General features: G+C 60.1%; 18 protein-coding genes. 10 read left to right on the forward strand and 8 right to left on the reverse strand.

The genetic code is table 11. The annotated features are described in order from the left end of the window. The first annotated feature begins 149 nt into the window (after positions 1-149). Positions 150-2,015, forward strand: a complete 1,866-nt coding sequence (locus L9O85_RS09715; RefSeq protein ID WP_050623961.1) for a BMP family ABC transporter substrate-binding protein — start codon at positions 150-152, stop codon at positions 2,013-2,015. Next, a complete protein-coding gene (locus tag L9O85_RS09720) occupies positions 2,012-2,602 on the forward strand; it encodes a metallophosphoesterase family protein (RefSeq protein WP_050623960.1) in 591 nt (196 codons plus the stop codon). The genes L9O85_RS09715 and L9O85_RS09720 overlap by 4 nt, the downstream gene beginning before the upstream one ends. Before the next feature lie 81 nt (positions 2,603-2,683). On the opposite strand, the gene L9O85_RS09725 is transcribed toward L9O85_RS09720, so the two are convergent. The 6 genes from L9O85_RS09725 to L9O85_RS09750 all read right to left on the reverse strand — a co-directional run bounded on the left by L9O85_RS09725 (position 2,684) and on the right by L9O85_RS09750 (position 9,835). Then, entirely contained in the window at positions 2,684-4,354 is a 1,671-nt protein-coding gene (locus tag L9O85_RS09725) for a putative manganese-dependent inorganic diphosphatase (RefSeq protein ID WP_082203553.1), read from the reverse strand. A gap of 216 nt (positions 4,355-4,570) precedes the next feature. Beyond that, on the reverse strand, positions 4,571-6,349 hold the full coding sequence (locus L9O85_RS09730; RefSeq protein WP_242850308.1) for an NADH-dependent [FeFe] hydrogenase, group A6: 1,779 nt from the start codon (positions 6,347-6,349) through the stop codon (positions 4,571-4,573). Between the two features lie 14 nt (positions 6,350-6,363). After that, entirely contained in the window at positions 6,364-8,160 is a 1,797-nt protein-coding gene (gene nuoF, locus L9O85_RS09735; RefSeq protein WP_108980917.1) for an NADH-quinone oxidoreductase subunit NuoF, read from the reverse strand. Positions 8,161-8,165: 5 nt separating this feature from the next. Next, complete coding sequence (locus L9O85_RS09740; protein ID WP_050623958.1) at positions 8,166-8,561, reverse strand: (2Fe-2S) ferredoxin domain-containing protein; 396 nt, start codon at positions 8,559-8,561, stop codon at positions 8,166-8,168. Between the two features lie 13 nt (positions 8,562-8,574). Continuing rightward, a complete protein-coding gene (locus L9O85_RS09745; protein WP_050623957.1) occupies positions 8,575-9,066 on the reverse strand; it encodes a complex I 24 kDa subunit family protein in 492 nt (163 codons plus the stop codon). 583 nt (positions 9,067-9,649) lie between these two features. Next, entirely contained in the window at positions 9,650-9,835 is a 186-nt protein-coding gene (locus L9O85_RS09750) for a hypothetical protein (protein ID WP_256182745.1), read from the reverse strand. A 382-nt stretch (positions 9,836-10,217) separates the two neighbouring features. Between L9O85_RS09750 and L9O85_RS15200 the strand changes: the two genes are divergently transcribed. The 6 genes from L9O85_RS15200 (at position 10,218) to L9O85_RS09775 (ending at position 17,907) form a co-directional block, all read left to right on the forward strand. Further along, complete coding sequence (locus L9O85_RS15200) at positions 10,218-10,265, forward strand: potassium-transporting ATPase subunit F (RefSeq protein ID WP_430688791.1); 48 nt, start codon at positions 10,218-10,220, stop codon at positions 10,263-10,265. 51 nt (positions 10,266-10,316) lie between these two features. Continuing rightward, positions 10,317-12,101 (forward strand): potassium-transporting ATPase subunit KdpA, encoded by a 1,785-nt coding sequence (locus L9O85_RS09755; RefSeq protein ID WP_050623955.1) that lies wholly within the window; start codon positions 10,317-10,319, stop codon positions 12,099-12,101. 16 nt (positions 12,102-12,117) lie between these two features. Continuing rightward, positions 12,118-14,181 carry a potassium-transporting ATPase subunit KdpB gene (gene kdpB / locus L9O85_RS09760; protein ID WP_050623954.1) on the forward strand — a complete coding sequence of 688 codons (2,064 nt, stop codon included), beginning with the start codon at positions 12,118-12,120 and terminating at the stop codon, positions 14,179-14,181. Between the two features lie 14 nt (positions 14,182-14,195). Further along, complete coding sequence (gene kdpC, locus L9O85_RS09765; RefSeq protein ID WP_050623953.1) at positions 14,196-14,864, forward strand: potassium-transporting ATPase subunit KdpC; 669 nt, start codon at positions 14,196-14,198, stop codon at positions 14,862-14,864. A gap of 129 nt (positions 14,865-14,993) precedes the next feature. Beyond that, positions 14,994-15,890 carry a hypothetical protein gene (locus tag L9O85_RS09770; RefSeq protein ID WP_050623952.1) on the forward strand — a complete coding sequence of 299 codons (897 nt, stop codon included), beginning with the start codon at positions 14,994-14,996 and terminating at the stop codon, positions 15,888-15,890. Position 15,891: 1 nt separating this feature from the next. Beyond that, positions 15,892-17,907, forward strand: coding sequence for a sensor histidine kinase (locus L9O85_RS09775; protein WP_301578539.1), 2,016 nt, complete (start codon positions 15,892-15,894; stop codon positions 17,905-17,907). 241 nt (positions 17,908-18,148) lie between these two features. Here L9O85_RS09775 and L9O85_RS09780 read toward each other — a convergent pair whose 3' ends face one another. Continuing rightward, the gene (locus L9O85_RS09780; RefSeq protein ID WP_050623950.1) at positions 18,149-18,796 is read right to left on the reverse strand and encodes a potassium channel family protein; all 648 of its coding nucleotides are present in this window, start codon (positions 18,794-18,796) and stop codon (positions 18,149-18,151) included. 19 nt (positions 18,797-18,815) lie between these two features. Continuing rightward, positions 18,816-20,180, reverse strand: coding sequence for a TrkH family potassium uptake protein (locus L9O85_RS09785; RefSeq protein ID WP_108980912.1), 1,365 nt, complete (start codon positions 20,178-20,180; stop codon positions 18,816-18,818). Positions 20,181-20,468: 288 nt separating this feature from the next. Between L9O85_RS09785 and L9O85_RS09790 the strand changes: the two genes are divergently transcribed. Next, positions 20,469-23,135, forward strand: coding sequence for a sensor histidine kinase (locus L9O85_RS09790; RefSeq protein ID WP_276758228.1), 2,667 nt, complete (start codon positions 20,469-20,471; stop codon positions 23,133-23,135). Further along, positions 23,128-23,844, forward strand: coding sequence for a response regulator (locus L9O85_RS09795; protein WP_050623947.1), 717 nt, complete (start codon positions 23,128-23,130; stop codon positions 23,842-23,844). Before L9O85_RS09790 ends, L9O85_RS09795 begins: the two co-directional genes overlap by 8 nt. Positions 23,845-23,931: the final 87 nt, after the last annotated feature.

Genomic DNA, 23,931 nt, shown 5'->3' on the forward strand with positions numbered 1-23,931 from the left:
GTGTCGGGCCTCATGCCGCACATCACCTCTCCCTTCTTTTTGGGGAAAGGAATTGAATTTTTCCCATTTCTGTGATACCTTGTTATTGAAATAGGCCCAAAGCGTGCAATGACAAGGTACGGTACAGCCAGATCAAAAGGAGGCACGGCATGCCATCAGAGGACTATCACAAGGCGATGCGCCAGGGACTCAAAGAGGTCAAAGCCGCCCAGGCCCTGGGGGAGGAGACGGGCCCCCGCACCCTGCCGGATGCCCCGGAGAAGCTGGCGGTGCGGCGGGAATCCCTGGGTCTGGCGGAGATCCCCGTGGAGCAGATCGACGGCACCTGCAACCACCTTCGGGGGGACGCTTTCTCCCGAGGGTTCTACCCTATCCTCCCGGCGGACACCGAGTTCGCCGCCAAGTGGAGCGCCCTGTGCCGCATCCACCTGGAGGAGGGCATCCGGGACCCTGTCAAGGTGGTGGAGTACCTCAACCACTTCTATGTGATGGAGGGCCACAAGCGGGTCAGCGTGCTGAAGTATTTCGGCGCTATTACTATCCCGGCCACTGTCACCCGCCTGCTGCCCAAGCCGTCTGACGACCCGGAGGTGGCCGCCTATTACGAGTTTCTGGACTTTTACAAGATGACGGGTTTGAACTTCATCGTCTTCCGCCAGCCCGGCGAGTACCCGGAACTGCTGGAAGCACTGGGCCGCTCCGACAGCGATGCCTGGAGTGCGGAAGACATCTACTCCTTCCGGGCCTTCTTTTATATGTTCCGGGACGCCTACCTCCGGGGGGATTGGGACTACACAGGCATCTCCCTGGCCTTTTTGACCTACATCAAGATCTTCGGCTATCAGGAGTCCTGCGGCAAGATGCCCTCCCAGATCTGTGAGGAGCTGTCCCGCATCCGGCCGGAGATCCAGAACCGGCTGGAAAATGCGGGGACTGCCCTGCTGCTGGAAGATGACGTGAAAAAGCCCCGCTTCTCCTTCTATACCCCGGGCCGGGTCTGCGCCGCCTTCATCCACGACAGCAGCGCCGCCGCCTCCAAATGGGTGTACAGCCACGAGTATGGCCGGCACATTCTGGAGAACTTCACCGACGGTCAGGTGCGCACCCTCTCCTACGAGAACGTCCGCACCGATGGGGAGGTAGACCAAGCCGTGGAGGATGCAGTGCGCAGGGGCGCCAACGTCATCTTCACCACCACCCCAAAGCTGCTGCTCTCCAGCGTCCGGCAGGCCGCTCTCCACCCGGATGTGAAGATCCTGAACTGCTCCCTGAACACCTCCTACCCCTCGGTGCGCACCTATTACCCCCGGCTGTACGGGGCCAAGTTTATCAAGGGGGCCATTGCCGGCACTCTGACCCGGGACGGCTGCATCGGCTATGTAGCCGACTACCCTACCTACGGCAGCATCGCCAGCATCAATGCCTTCGCCCAGGGAGCCCGGATGGTGAACGCCAACGCCCGCATCTATCTGGACTGGGCCCATCTCCGGGACGGCGGCGCGGTGGGACGTCTCCAGGCCCAGGGGATCGTCTATATCGACTACCTGGACCGGCTGGCCGCCAGCACGGGCACCCAGATGGGCAACCGGCATAACCTGGCCCTGATCCAGACCCACTGGGGCCGGCTGTACCAGAGCCTGGTCCGCCGGGTGATGGAAGGCAGCTGGAAGCAGGAGGACCAGGGCAGCAGTGCGGTCAACTACTGGTGGGGGATGGAGCAGGGCGTAGTCAGCGTGCTGTGCTCCCGACGGCTGCCCACCGGGCCCCGGCGGCTGGCCGGTGTACTGCGGGAGGCCCTGAAGGCTGACCGGCTGGACCCCTTCTACGGCGTACTGATGGATCAGAGCGGCCGGGTGGTCTATGGCGACGACGCCCCCATGCCCGCCGACCGCATTCTGTCCATGAACTGGCTGCTCACCTCGGTGGAGGGCCGCATCCCCCAATTTGAAGAATTTACAGAAAAAGCTCAGGAGCTCATCAAGCTCCAGGGTGTGGAGCGGCAGAGCGAGCCATGAAGATCTTAGCTATTTCTGACTGTGAATCCCGGGCACTCTGGGACTTCTATACCCCCGGCAAGCTGGAGGGACTGGACCTGATCCTCTCCTGCGGCGACCTGGACCCCCGCTATCTCTCCTTCCTGGCCACCTTCGCCAGCTGTCCCATCCTGTATGTCCACGGGAATCACGACGGCAAGTATCGGGAAACTCCACCCGCCGGCTGCTTGTGTGTGGAGGACCGCCTGTACGAGTATCAGGGGGTACGCATCCTGGGGCTGGGCGGCTCCATGCGGTACAGCAGGGGGCCCCACCAATATACTGAGCGTGAGATGTGTATGCGGGCTCTGAAGCTGGCCCCGAAGCTGCTCTGGAACCGAGGGTTCGACATCCTGCTGACCCACTCCCCAGGCTTTGGCATGGTGGACTGCCGGGATCTGGCCCATACCGGCTTTCAGACCTTCAACCGCCTGCTGGACCTCTTCCACCCAGCCCTGTTCCTTCATGGACACACCCACCTCTCCTACAACAGAGGCATCCGGCGGGAGGAGCAGTATGGGAGTACCCGGGTGGTCAATTGCTATGAGCGTTACCTTGTGGAGCTGTGAGACGGACAAGCCTGCGGGCATAGATAAAAACAGGAGCGCCTAGGGTCCCACAGCCCCAGGCGCTCCTGTTTTTTCGTGTATTCAGCCCCGCTCCTGCTTGATGGCGTTGATCAGCACAGGGACCATCTGCTTTTTCCGGCTGATCACCCCCGGCAGGACCGCCATCCCGTCCGTCACGGTGGTGTCAAAGGCCTTCTCCACCAGGGATTCAGCGCCCTTGCCCGCCATCAGCAGCTCAGTACTGGAGTTGCGCACATCGGTGAACATGTAGAAAATGTAGTCCAGCCCCTGCTTTTCCAGTGCGGTCTGGAGGTAGGGACCGATCAGGGCCTCGCTGGCCTTCCGGTTCTTCTCGGTCAAGTAGCTGCCCTGGCCCACGCCGAAGCGGACCTCCCCGCTGTTGAAGATCTTGTAGTCGGTGTTGAATACCTCCTCTGCGGTCCGGCCGGTGACGTCGCCTCCCGCCTCAAACATAGCATTGGCGTACTGTTCCAGGTCCACCCCGGTCAGTTTGGCCAGCTCCCGGCCCGCCTGCTCATCCAGGGGGGTGCAGGTGGGACTGCGGAACATGAGGGTGTCCGAAAGGATGGCGGAGAGCAGCAGTCCGGCGGTGGACCGGTCCAGCTCCACCCCGTTCTCCCGGTACATCTGATAGATGATGGTGCAGGTGCACCCAACCGGCACATTGCGGAAATAGACCGGGCCGTCTGTCTCCATGGAGCCGATGCGGTGGTGGTCGATGATCTCCAGGATCTCCGCCTGGTCGATCCCCTCCACCGCCTGGCCCTTCTCGTTGTGGTCCACCAGGATCAGCTGCTTTTTATGCAGGTTCATCATGTTTCTGCGGGAGACTACGCCGATGTAGTGCCCGTCGTCATCCAGTACCGGGAAGTAGCGGAATCGGACGGAGGCCATCACCTTGGTGGCGGACTCCACGGAGCTGTTCAGATTGAAGGTGAGCAGATCGTCCCGCACCATGTAGTGGCGGATGGGGGCGGCCTGGCTGATCATCTGTCCGGAGACATAGGTGCTGTTAGGGGTGCTGATGATCATACACCCCTGCTCCTCAGCCAGCATGCAGATGGTCCGGGACACCTTGCAGCCTGCGCACACCACCACGCAGCCCGCCCCCATCTCGATGGCGGTGAGCTGGCTCTCACTGCGGTTGGCCACGATGACGATGTCCCCTTTGGAGATGGACCGCTCCATCTGTTCCGCGCTTCCCGAGCCGATGACGATGCGCCCCTCCACCTTCTTGCCGGTGATGTCTCCCACCAGCACCTTGGCGTCCAGGATGTCCACGATGTTCTGATAGCTGGTCTCTGACTCCGCCAGGATGTAGGTGTCCAACACGTCCATGTTCGCCGTGGCCACGTCCTTCACGGTGATCAGGCCCTTCAGGTTCCGCTCCTTGTCCACCACGCACAGGGTGTCGATCTGCTGGTCCCGCATGGTGATCCAAGCCCGGCGCAGGCTCATCTCCCCATCCACGCCCTCCATCCGCCGGATGTCCACATCCCGAATCTGAGGGCTCACGTCCGTGTAGAGCTGGGGGTCTGGGACCTGAAAATAGTTCAGCACAAACTCCGTCTCCCGGTTCAGCAGTCCCGCCCGGCAGGGCTTGCAGGGGTGCTCTGGGTCCAGGGTGTTCTTCAGGCGGCTGTATGCAATGGCGGAACAGACCGAGTCCGTGTCCGGGTTCCGGTGTCCGATGACCTTGATAAAATGGGTATTCAGCTCTTGGTTATCCACAACTTACCTCACTTTCCTCCGCTCCGCTCCTCACGGATGTGGGCGGCTCTTGTCGTCTCTGGTCCCCATTATACCATATCCTGTCTCCGGGTGACAGGGGAAATTGTGATTTTTTCTGCCGCTCTCCCACCGGCATCTCCTGAATCTTCTAACAGCAAGGGCCGCGGAACCTCAGTTCCGCGGCCCTGCGCCTTTGTTATAGGGTGCCTCCTCCCCTCAGCGGTGCTGTCCGCTTCTGTCTGTGTAGCAGGTATGGAGCAGCTGGTGGGCCCGCTGACTGCCGGGCTGGTCCAGATAGTGCTCATAGACCTCCTGGATCAGCGGGCTCTTGTGGCTCTTCCGCAGGGGCATCTCCTGGTCCTCCTGGTACAGGGCGCCGGCCCGCATAGCGGACACACTGCGGAAATTGCGGATCACAGAGGGCTGGAGGGGCTGGCCGCCGCCGTTCACGCACCCGCCTGGGCAGGCCATGATCTCGATGAAGTCATAGGCCCGCTTTCCGCTTCGGATGTCCTCCAGCACCTGGCCCGCGTTGGCCGTTCCGCTGAGGACGCACACCCGGACAGTCCTGCCTGCGATCTCATAGGCCGCCTCCTTGATGCCGTGGGCGCCCCGCACCTCCTGGAACTCCACCTTCTCCAGCTCCTTGCCGGTGAGCAGCTCGCTGGCCGTGCGCAGTGCCGCTTCCATCACGCCGCCGGAGGCGCCGAAGATATGCCCCGCTCCGGTTGCGATGCCCAGGGCCGGGTCGAACTCCTCCTCCGGCAGCTCCGCGAACAGCAGTCCGGCCCGCTGGATCATCTGTCCCAGCTCCCGGGTGGTCAGGGCAACATCCACGTCCGGGATGCCCGCGCCGGCGCCGCACTCCCCCTCCCGGGTGATCTCGAACTTTTTCGCTGTGCAGGGCATCACCGACACCACAAAGATATCCTCCGGCCGCAGTCCCATCTTTTCGGCGTAATAGCTCTTGGCCATAGCGCCGAACATCTGCTGAGGGCTTTTGCAGGTGGACAGGTTGGGGATGAAGTCCGGGTGGAAGGTCTCACAGTACTTTACCCAGCCGGGGCAGCAGCTGGTGATCAGGGGCAGCGTGCCCCCGGACTGGACCCTGCGCAGGAATTCGGTGGCCTCCTCCATGATGGTCAGGTCGGCCGCGAAATCAGTGTCAAACACGCCGTCGAAACCCAGCCGCCGGAGGGCCGCCGCCAGTTTCCCCTCCACATTGGTCCCGATGGGCAGGCTGAACATCTCTCCCAGCCCCGCCCGGACACTGGGGGCCGTCTGTACCACCACATGCTTCTGGGGGTCACCCAGGGCGTTCCACACCAGGCCCGTGTTGTCCTTCTCATAGAGGGCACCGGTGGGGCAGGCGATGATGCACTGTCCGCAGTGGATGCACGCGGTCTCGCTTAGCGGGCTGTCAAAGCTGGGGCCGATGTGGGTGGCGAAGCCCCGGCCCGATGTGCCGATGCAGGCCACCCCCTGAGCCAGGCTGCACACAGCCTCGCACCGGCGGCACATGATGCATTTGGAGTTGTCTCGGACCATATGCACCGCGCTCGTGTCCGGCTCATAGCAGATCTTCTCCCCCTCGAAGGCCATCTGGTTGTCCACCCCGTATTCCCGGCACAGGCGCTGGAGCTCACAGAGTCCGCTTCGGCTGCACGTCAGGCAGGTCTGATTGTGGATGGACAGGATCAGCTTCAGGTTGGTCCGCCGTGCCGCCTGGACCCGCTCGGTATTGGTGTACACCTCCATCCCATCGGCGATGGGATAGACGCAGGCAGGCACCAGGTTCTTGGCCCCCTTCACCTCCACCACGCAGATCCGGCAGGCGCCGATGGCGTTCAGCTCCTTCAGATAACACAGCGTAGGGATGGCGATCCCCGCTCCGTGGGCCGCCTCCAGGACGGTGGCGCCGGCGGGGGCGCGGCAGGCGATCCCGTTGATCTTGAGGTTCACCACATCCACTGTATTCACACTCACATGTTCCATTTTCACACTCCCCCTCATCCCCGGATCACCGCGCCGAACCGGCATTTTTCATAGCAGCTGCCGCACTTGATGCACTTGCTGGTGTCGATCTTGTGGGGATTCTTCACGCTCCCCTTGATGGCGTCGGCCGGACAGTTCTGAGCACAGATGGTGCAGCCCCGGCACTTGACAGGATCAATGGAGTAGGTCAGCAGGTCCTTGCACACCCCGGCGGGGCAGCGCTTCTCCAGGATATGCTCCCGGTACTCCTCCCGGAAGTAGCGCAGGGTGGACAGCACTGGGTTGGGCGCCGTCTGCCCCAGGCCGCACAGGCTGTTGCTCTTAATGAAGGCCGCCAGCTCCTCGATCCGGTCCAGATCCTCCATGGTGCCCCGCCCCTCAGTGATCTTAGTCAGCAGCTCCAACAGGCGCTTGGTTCCCACCCGGCAGGGGGTGCACTTTCCGCAGCTCTCGTCCACCGTGAATTCCAGGAAGAATTTCGCGATGTCCACCATGCAGGTGTCCTCATCCATCACGATCAGGCCCCCGGAGCCCATCATGGTCCCGATGGCGGCCAGATTGTCGTAGTCGATAGGGGTGTCGATGTGCTCCGCGGGGATGCATCCGCCGGAGGGGCCGCCGGTCTGGGCGGCCTTGAATTTCTTCCCGTGGGGGATGCCGCCCCCGATCTCCTCCACGATAGTGCGCAGGGTGGTGCCCATGGGCACCTCCACCAGGCCGGTGTTCTGGATACGCCCGCCCAGGGCAAATACCTTGGTCCCCTTGCTCTTCTCGCTGCCGATGGAGGAGAACCACTCCGCCCCCCGCAGAATGATGGGGCAGATGTTGGCGTAGGTCTCCACGTTGTTTAGGATGGTGGGCCGCTGGAACAAGCCCTTCACCGCCGGGAAGGGCGGCCGGGGCCGGGGCTCTCCCCGTTTCCCTTCGATGGAGGTCATCAGGGCGGTCTCTTCCCCGCATACGAAAGCCCCCGCCCCCAGCTTGATCTCCAGGTCGAAGGAGAAGCCCGTCCCGAAGATATCCTCCCCCAGCAGTCCGTAGCTCCTGGCCTGCTCCAGAGCGATCTGGAGGTGCTTCACCGCGATGGGGTACTCCGCCCGGACGTAGATATAGCCCTGGCTGGCCCCGATGGCATAGCCCGCGATGGCCATGGCCTCGATGATACTGTGGGGGTCGCCCTCCAGCACGCTCCGGTCCATGAAGGCCCCGGGGTCGCCCTCGTCCGCGTTGCAGCAGACATATTTCTGTACCTGGCCCCGTTCCCCGCTGGCAAAGCGCCACTTCAGTCCGGTGGGGAAGCCTGCTCCGCCCCGGCCCCGCAGGCCGGAGTCCAGCACGATCTGGATCACCTCGTCCGGCGTCAGTTCGGTCAGGCACTTCTCCAGTGCCGCATAGCCGTCCCGGGCAATGTACTCGTCAATGTTCTGGGGGTCGATGACGCCGCAGTTGCGCAGGGCAATGCGCAGCTGCTTCTTGTAGAACTCTGTCTCCTCCAGGCTGCGGACTGTGCTGGTGGCCTCGTTCTCGTTGTAGAGCAGGCGGTCCACCCGGCCGCCCTTGAGCAGATGCTCACTGACGATCTCCGCCACGTCCTCCACATGGACATGGCTGTAGATCGTGCCCTCCGGGAACACTGCCACGTTGGGCCCGCTGGAGCACAGCCCCAGACAGCCGCCCCGCATCACCTGGACCTCTTTACGCAGACCGGCCAGCTTCAGCTGGACCTCGAATTCCTCCGCCAGCTTCTCCTGCCTGCCCGCCAGCAGGGTGCAGTTGGGCCCCCCGCATATCATCACATAGCTGCGATACATTCCCTTCACCTCCCGCTTCTCACGGCCCCGATGGTGTACTCCGCCAGCGGGTTGCCGCCCCGGATGTGCTGTTGCACCACCCGCACGCCCTGCTCCGGCGTCATGTGCACATAGGTGGTGCGCACGCCTCCGGGCTGGTACACCTCCACCACAGGCTCAAACTGACAGATCCCTACACAGCCTACCGGCTCCAGGATCACGTCCTCCAGCCCCAGTCGGCGGATCTCCTCCGCCATGGCTTCATAGACCTGCCTGGCCCCCGCGGCCAGGCCGCAGGTGCCCATGCCCACCACGATCCGGGCTCCCCGCTCCACCTCCAGGAGGGGCCTGGTCCGTTCCCGGATGGCCTCCAGGTCCTTCCGGCTGCGGATCTTAATGTTTTTGTGTTCCGTCTGCCCCACGCTCAGTCCCTCCTTACTCATATTTCGCCAGAATGGCGTCCAGCTCGTCGCCGGTCAGGCTGCCGTACACGTCCTCGTTCACCATCATCACCGGCGCCATCCCGCAGCAGCCCAGGCAGCGGCAGGCATCCAAGCTGAAGCGGCCGTCCTCGGTGCAGCCCCCGTCTCCAATGCCCAGTTTCTCCTGGAGCAGCTGATAGATCCGCCCGCCGCCTTTGATGTAGCACGCGGTCCCCAGACACACGCTGATCCGGTTGCGCCCCTTGGGTTCCAGATTGAACTGGGAGTAAAAGGTGGACACCCCATAGATCTCCGTCAGCGGCTTGTGCAGGGCGTCCGCGATCAGCTGCTGGACCTCCCGGGGGACATAGCCGTATATCTCCTGCGCCTTCTGGAGGGCAGGCAGCGCCGCCCCCGGCTTCTCCCCGTTCTCCTTCAGCCATGCCTTCAGCTGCCTGGCCTGCGCCGCCGTCCCGGGCAGCGCCCCCTGTTTTGTCTCCTTCATCCGTTTGCTCCTCCTGTCTTGTCCCGCGGCAGTCCGCGTTTTTGCAAGTTTCCCTGCTTTTTTGAAGTGACGCATTTCCTGCATCCTCTGTTAAAAAATCTACACTTCCCCAAATAACACAGAAAGCGGTCCTGGTCCCTTTTCTGAACCAGCCCGCTTTCTGTATTTTCACCAATCCAGGCGAAATACGACACAGTTTATATGTTGATATTACCATATTCCATTGTCGATTGCAATCTCTTTTTTGTCCACTCCCGGCCCCCCCCTTTTCCTCCAGGAAAAACAGCATCAGACTCAGGCAGAGCAGATCCGCGCACCCGCCCGGCTTCCGCGTGGCGGACATCTCATAGAGCAGGTCCTGCACCCCCAGGGCACCGCAAAGTGGGCGTTTAAGCTGCCCACACCGCTGCCGGTCAGCAACGGGGGCAGTGCGAATTGAAGCCGCTGGAGCGGCCCGGCCCATCTTCCGCGGAAAATCGATACAGCAAGGCCAGACTTTTTTGTTTCTGCGGTCGTAGACCTGTTTCGAATACAGGAGGGGCCCAGACTATGTAAAAACACAGTCTGGGCCCCTCCCCTTGTCTTACCTCTGTCCCTCCGCTTTTCCCGCGTTCCGGCACAGAACTTTTCTTTTTCTGCGGGTCTGCCCCTCCCGCTCCCTCCGGCAGGGAGCGTTTTTCTCCTTGAAAAAGCGGTCCAGCTGGCCCACCGCCCAGAATCCGACGGTCCAGACAAACAGCGTCCCGCCCACCAGTACCAGAGCTTCCACAAGATCACTTCCTTAAAAATGATTCTACTACAAGCCCTGTTTGTGTGAGATTTGCAAATCATCCGCCGTATTAAAATTGTATTAGGAGCCAATTGTCCTTCTTTCTTTTTATCTTTTTTATTTCTTTTTCTTAATGCAAGTTTAATTCTCCTGTGAATACGTTAACCGCCTGCTAATCCCCTGCGTGCTATAATACGTCCGTTCCGGAAACAGAACTTTGGAAAGGATGGTTTCTATGAAAGACGTCATCATGATCGCGGTCTTATTGGTCTGCTTCGGATCAGTAAAGCTGCTGGCTGACTGGTGTGAGCATCAGTTCCACGAGGAATGAGAGAAGGTATTGAGTATGGGTATGATTTTATTAGGTGCGATCATCGTGCTGATGGGCGGCTATCTGGTTTACGCCCTGGTACACCCTGAACGTTTCTGACCCCAAATGTGTCATTTGTAAAGCGAGTTTCGCACAGGAGGAACAACACATATGTTACAGCTTGTCCTAACAGTGATCATCTTCATGATCATTGTCATCCCGATCGGGAACTATCTGTATCATATTGCTTCCGGCCAGCGCACCTTCGCCGATCCGGTGTTCGACCGGGTGGACGGCGGGATTTTCAAGGTGTGCGGCATTCATCCCGACAAGGGCATGAACTGGAAGCAGTATGCGCTGGCTCTTCTGCTGACCAACGCCGTGATGGTGTTTGTCGGCTATCTGGTCCTGAGAATTCAGTTTCTTCCCATCTTCAACCCCAACGGCATCGGCGCGATGGAGGAGACCCTGTCCTTCAACACAATCATCTCCTTCATGACCAACACCAACTTACAGCACTACTCCGGTGAGTCCGGCCTGTCCTATCTCAGCCAGATGCTGGTCATCACTTACATGATGTTCGTGTCCGCCGCCACTGGCTACGCCGCCTGCATCGCCTTTGTCCGCGGACTGGCTGGCAAGAGCAAGGACAACGTGGGCAACTTCTATGCTGATTTGGTCAAGGTGACCACCCGCGTTCTGATCCCTCTTTCCATCATCGGCGGCATGCTCCTGATCTGGCAGGGCGTCCCCCAGAATTTCGATCCCAACGTGACGGTGACCACCATTGAGGGGACTCAGCAGGATATCGCCATGGGCCCCGTGGCCGCGCTGGAGATCATCAAGCACATCGGCACCAACGGCGGCGGCTTCCTGGGTGCCAACTCCTCTACTCCCATTGAGAACCCCACCATCATCAGCGATCTGGTGGAGCTCTACTCCATGATGATCCTGCCCGGCGCCTGCGTGATCATGTTCGGCAAGATGGTCAAAGACCGCCGCCGTAAGACCGCCAGCTCCAGTGAGCACAGCGCCACCACCCAGGATCTGGTCAAGACCAGCGAACTGGTGAGCAAGCCCAGCTTCACCGCGAAGCTCTACGGCTCCGAGGGCCGCACCATCTTCTTCGCCATGGGCATCATCTTCCTCATCGGCCTGAGTGTCTGCTACTGGTCTGAGAGCCAGGGCAACCCGGCCTTGGCCAAACTGGGGCTGGATCAGTCCATGGGCAGCATGGAGGGCAAGGAAGTCCGCTTCGGTATTGCCCAGTCCGCCATGTTCACCACCACTACCACCTCTTTTACTACCGGCACGGTCAACAACATGCATGATACTCTGACTCCCCTGGGCGGCATGATTCCCCTGCTGCACATGATGCTCAATGTGGTGTTCGGCGGCAAGGGCGTGGGCCTGATGAACATGATCATGTATGCTATTCTCGGCGTGTTCATCTTTGGCCTGATGATCGGCCGTACCCCGGAGTACCTGGGCAAGAAGATCGAGGGCCGGGAGATGAAGCTCACCGCTCTGTGCATCATTATCCACCCCTTCCTGATCCTGGCCTTCTCTGCCTTGGCGGTCTCTACCGAAGGCGGTCTGGCCGGCATCACCAACCCCGGCTTCCATGGCCTGTCCCAGGTCCTGTATGAGTACGCCTCTTCCGCTGCCAACAACGGTTCCGGCTTCGAGGGTCTGGCGGACAACTCCTACTTCTGGAACATCACCGCCGGTCTGGCCATGTTCTTCGGCCGCTATCTGTCCATCGTGATCCAGCTGGCCATTGCCGGTTCCCTGATGCGCAAGCAGTTCGTCAACGATTCCATTGGCACTCTGCGGACCGACAGCGCCACCTTCACCATCGGCCTGGTGTGCGTTGTTTACATCTTCGCTGCGCTGACCTTCTTCCCGGCGCTGGCGCTGGGCCCCATTGCAGAGCATCTGACTCTGTGGGCTTAAGGAGGGCTTTTGAACCATGAGTAAAAAGCAGAATACAAAATTTATCACCCCTGATATCCTGAAGGGTGCGGTGAAGGGTGCGTTTATCAAGCTGAACCCCCGCTACATGATGAAAAACCCGGTCATGTTCGTAGTGGAGATCGGATTCTTCATCACCCTGCTGCTCTCCTTCGTACCAGGTTTGTTCGGCGATGCCAATGCCGAGCAGCTGCGGATCTATGATATCATTGTCTGTGCGATCCTATTTGTCACTGTTCTGTTTGCCAACTTCGCGGAGGCCGTGGCTGAAGGCCGGGGCAAGGCCCAGGCGGCCTCTCTGAAAAAGACCCAGAAGGATACCCAGGCACACCTGCTCCACGAGGATGGCACTCAGACCATCGTCTCCTCCAGCGAGCTGAAGAAGGGCGATGTGGTCCTGGTCAGCGCCGGCGAGATCATTCCCAACGACGGCGAGGTCATTGAGGGCATTGCCTCGGTGGATGAGTCCGCCATCACCGGCGAGTCCGCCCCCGTGGTCCGGGAGAGCGGCGGCGACTTCTGCTCCGTCACCGGCGGCACCACCGTTGTGTCTGACTGGCTGAAGATCCGCATCACCTCTGAGCCGGGCAACAGCTTTCTGGACCGCATGATCGCTCTGGTAGAGGGTGCCTCCCGGAAGAAAACCCCCAACGAGATCGCTCTGAACACCCTTCTGGTGTCCCTGACCATCATCTTCCTGATCGTGGTGGTCACCATGTATCCCTTTGCGGTGTACAACAATGTTCAGATCCCCATCTCCACTTTGATTGCCCTGCTGGTCTGCCTGATCCCTACTACCATCGGCGGCCTGCTGTCCGCCATCGGTATCGCCGGCATGGACCGTGTCACCCGCTTCAATGTCATCGCCATGTCCGGTAAGGCGGTGGAAGCCTGCGGCGACGTGGACACTATGATCCTGGACAAGACGGGCACGATCACTTACGGCAACCGCCTGGCTGCTGATTTTTACCCCGTGGGCGGCGCCAGCAAGGAGGAGCTGATCCGCTGCGCGGTCCTCACCTCCCTGCGGGACGGCACTCCCGAGGGCAAGTCCACTGTAGAGCTGGGCCGTAAGCTGGGCTGCCAGGTGGAGGACGATCCCAAGTCCAGCTTCATTGAGTTCTCGGCGCAGACCCGCATGAGCGGTGTGGATCTCCCCGACGGCACCATCATCCGCAAAGGCGCGGCCGACGCCATCGAGAAGTACGTCACCGCCCAGGGCGGCAAAATTCCTGCCGAACTGCGCAAACGGGTGGACGAAGTCTCCTCTCTGGGCGGCACCCCCCTGACTGTTTGTGAAGGCAGCCGCATTCTGGGTGTCATCTATCTGAAGGATACCGTAAAGCCCGGCATGGTGGAACGCTTTGAGCGCCTGCGCGCCATCGGGATCAAGACCATCATGTGCACCGGCGACAACCCCCTGACTGCTGCCACCATCGCCAAGGAGGCCGGCGTGGACGGCTTCATTGCGGAGTGTAAGCCTGAGGACAAGATCACCGTCATCAAGCAGGAACAGGCCGAGGGCAAGATCGTCGCTATGACCGGCGACGGCACCAACGACGCCCCCGCTCTGGCCCAGGCCAACGTAGGTCTGGCAATGAACTCCGGCACCACCGCCGCCAAGGAAGCTGCCAATATGGTGGATCTGGATTCCGACCCCACCAAGATCCTGGAGGTGGTGGAGATCGGCAAACAGCTGCTGATCACCCGCGGATCTCTGACCACATTCTCCATTGCCAACGACATCGCCAAGTACTTCGCCATCATCCCGGCCATGTTCATGCTGGCCATTCCTGAGATGGGCGTGTTGAACATCATGGGACTGGCCTCGCCCACCAGCGCGATCCTGTCCGCTCTGATCTTCAACGCCATTATCATCCCCTGCCTGATCCCTCTGGCCATGAAAGGCGTCAAGTACCGTCCCATGTCCTCCAGCAAAATGCTGGTCCGTAACCTGATGATCTACGGCGTCGGCGGTATCATCACTCCCTTTGTCGGCATCAAGATCATCGACCTGATCATCAGTCCTCTGCTGGAAATGATCGGCTTCATCGGCTTCTAAGGAGGTTCTTCAATATGAGTACAAGCAAAGGCTCTGCGGCGGGCAGCATCCGCCAGGCAGTAGTGACCACTCTGGTCCTGCTGCTGATCTGCGGATTCCTCTTTCCTGTCCTGATGACCGGCCTGGGCAGCCTTATCTTCCCCTCACAGGCAGGAGGCAACTTGATCTATGTGGACGGTCAGCCGGTAGGCTCCCGCTTTGTGGGTCAGGAGTTCACCGATCCCCGGTTTATGAGGGGACGTCCCTCCCAGTACCACTACAATACCTACTATGTGGGTGAGGATGGCGTGAGCTACTACAATGACGGCAGCGAGTACGCCGGCCTGAGCTCTGGCTCCGCTAACTATGCCAACAGCAATCCCGCCCTGGCGGAGCGCGTGGAGGGCGACATCAACAATTTCCTGTCCGGCCACCCCAGCCTGACCGTAGGGGACATCCCCGGCGATCTGCTGACCGCCTCCGGCTCCGGCCTGGACCCCCACATCAGCCCCGCCTCTGCGGCGGTCCAGATCCCCGCGCTCGCTGAGAATACCGGTCTGAGCGAGGAGCGCCTGGAAGAGATCGTGGAAGCCAACACCACCCACAAGGTGCTGGGCATCTTCGGCGAGGAGGCTGTCAATGTTCTAGGCGTCAACCTGGCCATCGCCCAGGAGCTGGGCCTCATCGGTGAGGTCAGCAAATAACGAAGTACTCTGAGACAGGCGAGCTCTGCCGGCATCCACCCGGCCGGGGCTCGCCTGCCCGGGTATCAAAAGCTTGACAGCCTGCCTCTGCATACGCTGCAAATAGGAAGGAAAAAGGAGGAACATGACATGCTGTACCCCTATCAGACTGCGGAAGAACACCGCGCCCCGTTGCAGGAGCGCGCTCTGCTCCGTCAGCCGGCGGGACTTTTGGCACTGGAGCTGGTCTGCACCATCAACGATCTTTTTACTGCGGCCCCCTCTCTGCTGTATCAGGAGGGGACAAAAGGTCTCCTCCTGCTCTACCGGGACTCTGCATGTGATACCAGCTACCTGGAGGAGGAGTGCCGTGAGCTGATGGCCTGTCTCTCCTCCCATTGGGAGACCGCTCTGTATGGCACCGCCCCCGGCGGCGAGACCGGGGAGCTCACCTTCCATCTGGAGGAGGGGAACAGAATTCTCTGCCGTACCCGCTGTGTGTCGGGCAGGCCCTTTGACCAGCTCTCCGGCCTCTGTGTAAAGCTGGAGGCGGATTCGTCAGAACATGCAGCCCGCCTCAGAGATGTGCTCGGCCAGATCCGCTATAACGCCCGCTGCTGTGCTGTGGACCGCCGTGCCGGAGCTTTTCTGGACGAAAATGAGATTCTGGAGGATCAGGACGGCAGTCTGTACCGCTACCTCACCCTGGAGGGAGACCCCAGCCCCATCGACTATCTCCAGGCCCTCTCTTTAGAGCAGAAGCAGCATCTCTGGCGCATTTTTCTTCGGGACGGCGAACAGCCCATGGAGTTTGCCTGGCTCCACGAGTTTGCCCAGGAGGGAGCGGGATTCTGCATGATGGAGTGGGAGCTCACCCTTCAGCAGGTGCTGGATGAGCTGGAATTCCAAATCATCAACCAGCCGGGGCAGTTTTATATCCTGGACCCCTCCGGAAAACAGATCACTTTTGACTTTATCCGGGGCGGCCCTGCGGAAAAGGTATTTCTGAAGATCCTGTTTCCTGTTGTGATCCCCCACGGGAGGTGAGATGGTCTTGGAAGAACATCGACCAACTCCGGAAGAAATTCTGAAAAAAATTCGAATGATCGACCCCGACGAAACGCGGGTCCGGCAGGGCAGGCTCAAGATCTTTTTCGGCTATGCGGCCGGCGTGGGGAAAACCTATGCCATGCTGGAGATGGCCCACCAGATGAAAGATATGGGCGTGGACGTAGTGGCCGGGTATATTGAGCCCCATATCAGACCCGCCACCATGAAACTGGTGGAAGGTCTGGAGTGCCTTCCTCCCCTGGTCGTATCCTACAAGGGCATCACCCTGCGGGAATTCGATCTGGACGCCGCTCTGGCCCGCAAGCCCCAGCTCATCCTGGTAGATGAGCTGGCCCATTCCAATGCACAGGGCTGCCGCCATGTCAAGCGCTATCAGGACATTGAAGAGCTGCTGCGCGCCGGGATCGATGTGTACACCACCGTCAATGTTCAGCATCTGGAGAGCCTAAACGACCTCGTTTCCAGCTTGACCGGTGTAACGGTCAACGAGCGGATCCCAGACTGGGTATTTGACTCCGCCGACCAAGTCGAGGTGGTGGATGTGGAGCCGGACGACCTGATCGCCCGGCTCGAGGAGGGCAAGGTCTACCGGGCCGCCCAGGCTCAGCAAGCCCTGGGCCACTTCTTTTCCAAGCAGAACCTTGCCGCTTTGCGGGAGATCGCTCTGCGCCGGACCGCTGACCGCCTCAACCGCACCGCCCGAAAGCAACATCCGGAGGGCTTTCTCAACCCCAGCGACCATATCCTGGTCTGTCTGTCCAGCGCCCCCTCCAATGCAAAAGTCATCCGTACCGCCGCCCGAATGGCCGAGGCCTTTCAAGGAGATTTTACCGCTCTCTTCGTGGAGACTCCGGATACCAGGGAGCTCAGCGGTGAAAATCGGAAGCGCCTGAGGGCCAATCTGAAGCTGGCGGAAGATCTGGGGGCACGGATCGCCACAGTATATGGTGATGACCCCGCCGCCCAGATCGCAGACTACAGCAGGACCAGCGGCGTGACCAAAATCGTGCTCGGCCGCACCAACCACCGCCGGCGGCGCGGCTGGTGGAACAAGAAAGCCCTGGTAGACCGGCTCACCGAGCTGGCACCAAATCTGGATGTCTACATTATCCCGGACCGACAGCCTGCCTACCGCCCCAAATGGAAGATAGCCCCCTCGGAGCTCTCCTTCTCCTGGAAAGACACCGGAAAAATGCTGGGCATTTTGGCCGCAGCCACCCTTCTGGGGGAGCTGTTTTCCCGTCTGGGCTTCGGAGAGACCAATATTGTCACCGTCTATATTCTGGGGGTGCTTCTCACCGCCACCTGGACAGAGGGCCGCCTCTATGGCATTCTCTCCTCGCTGCTCAGTGTACTTACCTTCAACTTTTTCTTTACGGAGCCCTATTTCAGCTTGGATGCTCATCCCAGCTATGTGATCACCTTTTTTATCATGTTCCTCTCCAGCTTTCTTACCAGCTCTCTGACCATCCGGATCAAGACGCAGGCCAGGATGGCGGTACAGAAAAACTACAGCACTGAGGTCCTTTTGGAGGCCACCCAGCTGCTCCAGCAGGCATCTGGCGAACATGAGGTGCTCGCCATCGCGGTCTCTCAGCTTGGAAAGCTGCTCGACAGGCCGATCCTCTACTACCCCATGGACCCGGACGGCCAGCTGATGCAGGCCCGCATTTATCCGGAAACAGAGTCCGATCTCCTCTCCCGCTATACGGGTGGGCAGGAGAAGGCGGTGGCCGACTGGGTGTGTAAAAACAACAAGCACGCCGGGGCAGGGACCCACACCCTGCCCAATTCCAGATGCCTTTACCTGGCAGTACGAAGCCATGGCGGGCCTCAGGCTGTTGTAGGCATCCCCTGCGATGACTATCCTCTCCCCGAGGCATTTGAGCAGAATCTGATCCGCGGGATCCTGAATCAGGCCGGCATCGTCCTGGAACAGCGCCTGTCTGACCTCCGGCGAGCGGATACACCGTTCCAGGGGGACAGCCTCTAGACAAGCGTCAGAATCATCAAAATACGACCGCATGACGCCGTGGCGCCATGCGGTCGTATTTTGCCGTCCCGCTCTCCACCTCATCCCCGGACAGGGACACACGCAGAGGGAGAAGTTTTTTATTTTGTCACAGTTCCGAAAACACTGGAAGCAGGGAGCTTTTGGGGGAACTCCCCCTCCGCTGCGGACCAACAGAACTCCGGGGCCGGACCGGCCTCCCTGCCGCGTTCGGTATCGCTTGTCAGACATGCAGGAATCTCTGGATGTCCCGGTCATCCCCCAGAATCAGCAGGGTCTCATCCGACTGAAAGGTGTGATTGGGGCCTGGGAGAGGCTCCAGTGTGCCGCTGCGCTTGATGGCCAGAATGTTGATGCGGTACTTCTGCCTCACCGCCAGCTGGACCACAGTCCTTCCTACCCAGGATTCCGGCACCGCCGTCTCATAGATGGAATGGTCCGGTGTCAGCTTGATGTAGTCAAACACATGGTCAGAGCTGTACCGGACCGCGGCCCAAGAGGCCGTCTGCTTCTCCGGATAGATCACATCGTCCGCACCGTTGCGCAGCAGGAATTTGGCGTGGACGTCCCGGGCAGCCCGGGAGAGCACAAAAGGAGCGCCGTATTCCTTGAGCAGAGCGGTGGTCTCCAGGGAGCTCTGAAAGTCATCTCCAATCGCTACCACGCACAGGTCAAAGTTACTGACCCCCAGAGATGCAATGAACTGCTCACTGGTGCTGTCCCCGATCTGTGCGTTGGTCACAAAGGGCAGGGCGTCGTTGATCCGCTCTTCATTCCGGTCCACCGCCATTACCTCATGGTGCAGTTCCCGGAGCTTCTGGGCCATATGGCGGCCGAACCGTCCCAACCCGATCAAAAGCACTGACTTCATGATTTGTTCCTCTCCGATCTCATCCTATGGTGACCCGCTCCTGGGGGAATTGGGACAGCTCCGGTGCGCCTTTGGCCGTGACCGCATAGATCATGGTCAGGCCGCCCACACGCCCGAAATACATCAAAAAAATCAGGATCAGCCTGGACGCCCCGGAGAGCTCCGGCGTGATCCCAAGCGACAGGCCAACGGTACCAATGGCGGACGCCGCCTCAAACAGCGCCGCCATCAGGGGTACGCCATCTATGCAGCAGATCAGGATGCCCCCTGTCAGGAACAGGAGCAGATAAAGCAGGAAGATGGCAGAGGCGTTTCGGATCGACTCATCTGCGATGCGCCTTCCAAAGCACTGGGGCCGCTCCTTATGGCGGAAAACTGCCCGGATCCCCAGCAGCATCACCGCCAGCGTAGTGGTTTTGAAGCCGCCTGCTGTGGAACCCGGTGAACCGCCCACCAGCATCAGCAGGATGATCAGCAGCTGGGCGGGCTGGCTCAGGCCAGTCAGATCCACTGTGTTGAAGCCTGCGGTGCGCGGTGTCACGGACTGAAAAAACGCGGCGTTGATCCGCTCCCACAGGGACATGTCCACCCACTGCCCCTGTTCGAACTCATACAGCAGAAAGAACAGGAGCCCTGTCAGGATCAGGGCCAGCGTGGTGGTCAGGATCAGCTTGCTCTGCAGCCGGTAGCGTCGAAAGTGGAGCTTGTGCTCCCTGATGTCATTCCAGGTGAGGAAGCCGACGCCGCCAATTATGATCAGAAAAGCGATCACATTGCTCACCAAAGGATCGCCTACGTAGTCTGTGAGGGAAGAAAACGGGGAGTTTACTCCCATAAGATCAAAGCCCGCATTGCAGAACGCGGACACTGAGTGAAACACCGCGTACCAAAGTCCTCTTCCAAGACCAAATTGCGGGCAGAACCGCAGGGCCAGAAGCAGGGCCCCAATCCCTTCAATCAAAAAGGCGGTTTTTAGGATAAACCCCGTCATCCGCACGATGCCGCCCACCTGAGGGGCGGAAATGGACTCCTGCATCACCCACCGCTGCTTCAACCCGATCCGTTTGCCCGCAAACATGAAAATCGCCACCGCGATGGTGACCACTCCCATTCCGCCCACCTGGATCAGCAGAAGAATGACCAGCTGCCCAAAGGGTGACCAGTAAAGCGCCGTATCGTGGAGCACCAGTCCGGTCACACAGGTGGCGGAAGTGGCGGTGAACAGCGCATCCCCAAATGAGGCCCCTCCGGGCTCCTGGGTGGAAAAGGGCAGCATCAGCAGCACTGCCCCAGTAAAGATCAGCAGCAGGAATCCTAAAATAATGATTTGTGCCGGTGTGACACGGTCATGTTTGAAAGACGGCACAGAATCCCCCCGCAGCATGCATCATGCTCCTGTTCCCTTCTGATATGTTCCTATGCGGCTGTTCATCCAGGGCCCGGCTGTCCGCAGGGCGGGCAGCCGGGCCACGCGCTGTCCCGCATTTATTTCTTATTATATCACATCGGACATTAGCGCCAGATTAAGAGAATTTTCCGTGCATAAATACTGTATTAATAAAGATTCCTTAATGTAATCTTTACACCCCGTCAAAAATGCCAATGTTATGCTGATACCACCTGTGTTATACTATAATATACAAACGACCCAAGCAAGAGACGAGGTGATACCTTGCGTTCTGATCCTCAGCCCCGCCCTGACGGGCTGACTCCCGGGGACCACACTTTGGAACAGGAGTCCTCCGGTCGACTGAAGATCTTTTTTGGCTACGCCGCCGGAGTGGGGAAGACCTACGCTATGCTGGACGCCGCCCTCCGCGCAAAAGAGGCGGGCACGGACGTTGTGCTGGGCTTTCTGGCACCCGCCGCCTATCCTGATACCCTGGCACTGGCCGGAGGACTGGAACGGCTCCCGCCCCTCATCCCTCCCGGTGGAGGGCAGGGCGAATTTGACCTGGACGGCGCCCTCCGCCGCCGTCCCCAGCTGATCCTAGTGGATGAGCTGGCCCACTCCAACAATAAGGGAGCCCGCCACGCCAAGCGCTACCAGGATATTGCCGAGCTGCTTCGCGCGGGCATTGACGTCTATTCCACCATGGATGTGCAGCAGCTGGAAAGCCTGAGCGATGTGGTCTCCTCCATCACCGGCTTCTCCGCCCCGGAGCGCGTCCCGGACCAGGTCTTTGACTCTGCTGACCAGGTGGAGATTGTCGATCTGGAGCCCTCCGACCTTCTGGCGCGCCTGCGGGCCGGGACCATCGGCGGAGGGGAAGGGCACCTTTTGACCGAGCAGACCTTGGCCGCCCTGCGGGAGCTCTCCCTGCGCAGGACCGCTGACCGCCTGGAGCGGAAGCCCTCCGGTGGGGACAGATATCCCCCCAGGGCCCGGGAACACATTCTCATCTGCCTGTCCGGCTCTCCCTCCAACGAGAAGGTCATCCGCACTGCTGCCAGGATGGCAGAGGCATTTCACGGCGCCTTTACCGCGCTTTTCGTGGAGACTCCTTCCTTTCAGGGCCAGAGCGACAAGGAACGCCGGCAGCTGCGGAACAATCTGCATCTTGCAGAGGAGCTGGGCGCCCGGATCAGCACGGTCTACGGGGATGACCCCGCCATTCAGATCGCGGAATACGCTAAAGTCAGCGGGATCTCCAAGATCGTGCTGGGCCGCAGTCCCCAGAAACGCGGCCCCCTCCTGGGCGCCAAGAGTCTGATGGACCGTCTGGGAGAGCTGGCTCCTGACCTGGATATCTACATCATCCCGGACCAGGTCCAGCGGCCCGCCCGCCACTCCTGGCAGCCCTATCTTCTCCAGGAGCGCTTCTCCGTCCGGGATCTTTTCAAGGCCCTCCTGATCCTGGCTGCCTGCACCGCCGTGGGCTTTCTCTTCCAGCGAGCGGGCTTTTCCACTGAAAATGTGATCATGGTCTACATCTTGGGCGTCCTCACCATCTCCATGGCCACCACGGGGCACAGCTACAGCCTGCTGGCATCCCTCTGCTCCGTCTTCATCTTCAATTACTTTTTTACCTACCCCTATTTTACTTTGATGAGCGACCCCAGCTATATCGCCACCTTTGCCGTCATGCTGACCGTAGCGCTGCTGGGCAGCTCTCTTACCACCCGTGTCAAACGGCAGGCCATCCAGAGCGCCCAAAAGGCATACCGCACTGAGATCCTGCTGGAGACCAGCCAGAAGCTCCAGAAGGCGGAGGGGAGCCGGGAAATCCTGGCGGTCACGGCCACCCAGTTGAAAAAGCTGCTGGAGCGGGACGTCCTGATCTATTCCGCCGACGAGGACGGACTGGAGCAGGAGGCCATGCTGTTCCCTGTTTCCAAAGGCGGGGATATGTCTGCATATCTCACTTCCTCAGAGCGGGCGGTGGCGGAGTGGGTCTGGAACAACAACAAGCACGCCGGCGCTACCACCCACACCCTTCCCAGCTCCAAATGCCTCTACATTGCGGTCCGCGGCTCTGACAAGGTGCTGGCGGTGGTTGGCATTGCCATCCCCAATGCTCAGAAGGTGGACTCCTTTGAAAAAAATCTGACAGTAGCCATCCTGGACGAGTGCGGACTGGCGCTGGAAAAGGAGCTGACGGCGCGCGCCAAGCAGCAGATCGAGGAGCTGGCCCATCAGGAGACCCTGCGCGCCAATCTGCTGCGGGCCATCTCCCACGACCTGCGCACCCCACTGACCAGTATATCCGGGAACGCCGGCATCCTGATGGAGAACGGGGCCGTGCTGGATGAGGAGAAGCGGCGCTACCTGTACCGCTCCATCTACGATGACTCTATGTGGCTCATCAACCTGGTGGAAAATCTGCTCTCCCTCACCCGGATGGGCAACGGCTCTGTTTCTCTGAACATCCGCCCGGAGCTTCTGGATGAGGTCTTTCATGAAGCCCTGTCCCATCTGGACCGCAATGCGGAGCAGCACCATATCTCTGTAGAACTGGAGGACGATCTGTTGATGGCGGATATGGACGCCCGGCTCATCGTCCAGGTGGTCATCAATCTGGTCAACAACGCCATCAAGTACACCCCTGCCGGTTCCCACATCTCCTTGTCCGCTGTCCGGGCCGGTCCTTTTGTGCAGGTCGAGGTCTCCGATGACGGTCCAGGTATTGCGGACAGCGCCAAGCAGAAAATATTTGATATGTTTTATACCGCGGACAACTCCCGCGGAGATGGCCGGCGGGGGCTGGGCCTGGGGCTCTCCCTGTGCAGGTCCATCATCACCGCTCACGGCGGTGAGATATCAGTTCAGGATCATCAGCCCCACGGGTCAGTATTTCGTTTCACCCTGAGGGCTTCGGAGGTAAAAATGTATGAATAAGCCGCACATTCTTATGGTAGAAGACGACGCAGCGGTGGGAAACCTCATCGCCACCACTCTGGAGACCCAGAACTATCAGTTCCATCGGGCCAAGACAGGGGCCAGTGCTCTGGTGGACGCCCTCTCTTACCGCCCGGACGTCATGCTGCTGGACCTGGGCCTGCCCGACATGGACGGGGTAGACATCATCAAAAAGGTCCGCACCTGGAGCAACCTGCCCATCATCGTCATCTCCGCCCGGAGCGAGGACAGCGACAAGGTGGCCGCGCTGGACGCCGGCGCCGATGACTATCTGACTAAACCTTTCTCCGTGGACGAGCTCCTGGCCCGGCTCCGGGTCGCCCTGCGCCGGGTCCGCTATGACAGCCAGAAGGTAAGTGAGGAAGCCAGCCTCTACGAGAACGGGAACCTGAAGATTGACTATGCTGCCGGCTGTGCCTATCGAGATGGGGTGGAGATCCATCTCACCCCCATCGAGTACAAGTTGCTCTGCCTTTTGGCCCGAAATACCGGGAAGGTCCTCACCCACAATTTTATCCTCAACGAGATTTGGGGCAGCTCCGCCTTTTCGGATACCCCCTCTCTCCGCGTCTTCATGGCCACTCTGCGCAAAAAGCTGGAGGTGGACCCCAGCCACCCCCAGTATATCCAGACCCACATCGGCGTGGGCTACCGCATGATCCGCCAGAAGCAGGAGGACGAGGCCTGACCTCTGCACCTGCGTCCCTGACTGTCCGTTCCCTGCGTCTTGCAGGGGGCGGGCAGTCTTTTTCTTCCCAGCGGGCGGTGGGTCCCT

The organism is Lawsonibacter asaccharolyticus, from assembly GCF_022453915.1.
GTDB lineage: Bacteria > Bacillota > Clostridia > Oscillospirales > Oscillospiraceae > Lawsonibacter > Lawsonibacter asaccharolyticus.

Excerpts from the sequence above, each read along its gene's own strand:
- kdpC (WP_050623953.1), top strand. The coding sequence starts at position 14,196 with ATGAGTACAAGCAAAGGCTCTGCGGCGGGCAGCATCCGCCAGGCAGTA.
- L9O85_RS09720 (WP_050623960.1), top strand. The coding sequence starts at position 2,012 with ATGAAGATCTTAGCTATTTCTGACTGTGAATCCCGGGCACTCTGGGAC.
- L9O85_RS09775 (WP_301578539.1), top strand. The coding sequence starts at position 15,892 with ATGGTCTTGGAAGAACATCGACCAACTCCGGAAGAAATTCTGAAAAAA.
- L9O85_RS09745 (WP_050623957.1), bottom strand. The coding sequence starts at position 9,066 with ATGAAGGAGACAAAACAGGGGGCGCTGCCCGGGACGGCGGCGCAGGCC.
- L9O85_RS09730 (WP_242850308.1), bottom strand. The coding sequence starts at position 6,349 with ATGGAACATGTGAGTGTGAATACAGTGGATGTGGTGAACCTCAAGATC.
- L9O85_RS09785 (WP_108980912.1), bottom strand. The coding sequence starts at position 20,180 with ATGCTGCGGGGGGATTCTGTGCCGTCTTTCAAACATGACCGTGTCACA.
- L9O85_RS09780 (WP_050623950.1), bottom strand. The coding sequence starts at position 18,796 with ATGAAGTCAGTGCTTTTGATCGGGTTGGGACGGTTCGGCCGCCATATG.
- nuoF (WP_108980917.1), bottom strand. The coding sequence starts at position 8,160 with ATGTATCGCAGCTATGTGATGATATGCGGGGGGCCCAACTGCACCCTG.
- L9O85_RS09715 (WP_050623961.1), top strand. The coding sequence starts at position 150 with ATGCCATCAGAGGACTATCACAAGGCGATGCGCCAGGGACTCAAAGAG.
- L9O85_RS09755 (WP_050623955.1), top strand. The coding sequence starts at position 10,317 with ATGTTACAGCTTGTCCTAACAGTGATCATCTTCATGATCATTGTCATC.
- L9O85_RS09770 (WP_050623952.1), top strand. The coding sequence starts at position 14,994 with ATGCTGTACCCCTATCAGACTGCGGAAGAACACCGCGCCCCGTTGCAG.
- kdpB (WP_050623954.1), top strand. The coding sequence starts at position 12,118 with ATGAGTAAAAAGCAGAATACAAAATTTATCACCCCTGATATCCTGAAG.
- L9O85_RS09795 (WP_050623947.1), top strand. The coding sequence starts at position 23,128 with ATGAATAAGCCGCACATTCTTATGGTAGAAGACGACGCAGCGGTGGGA.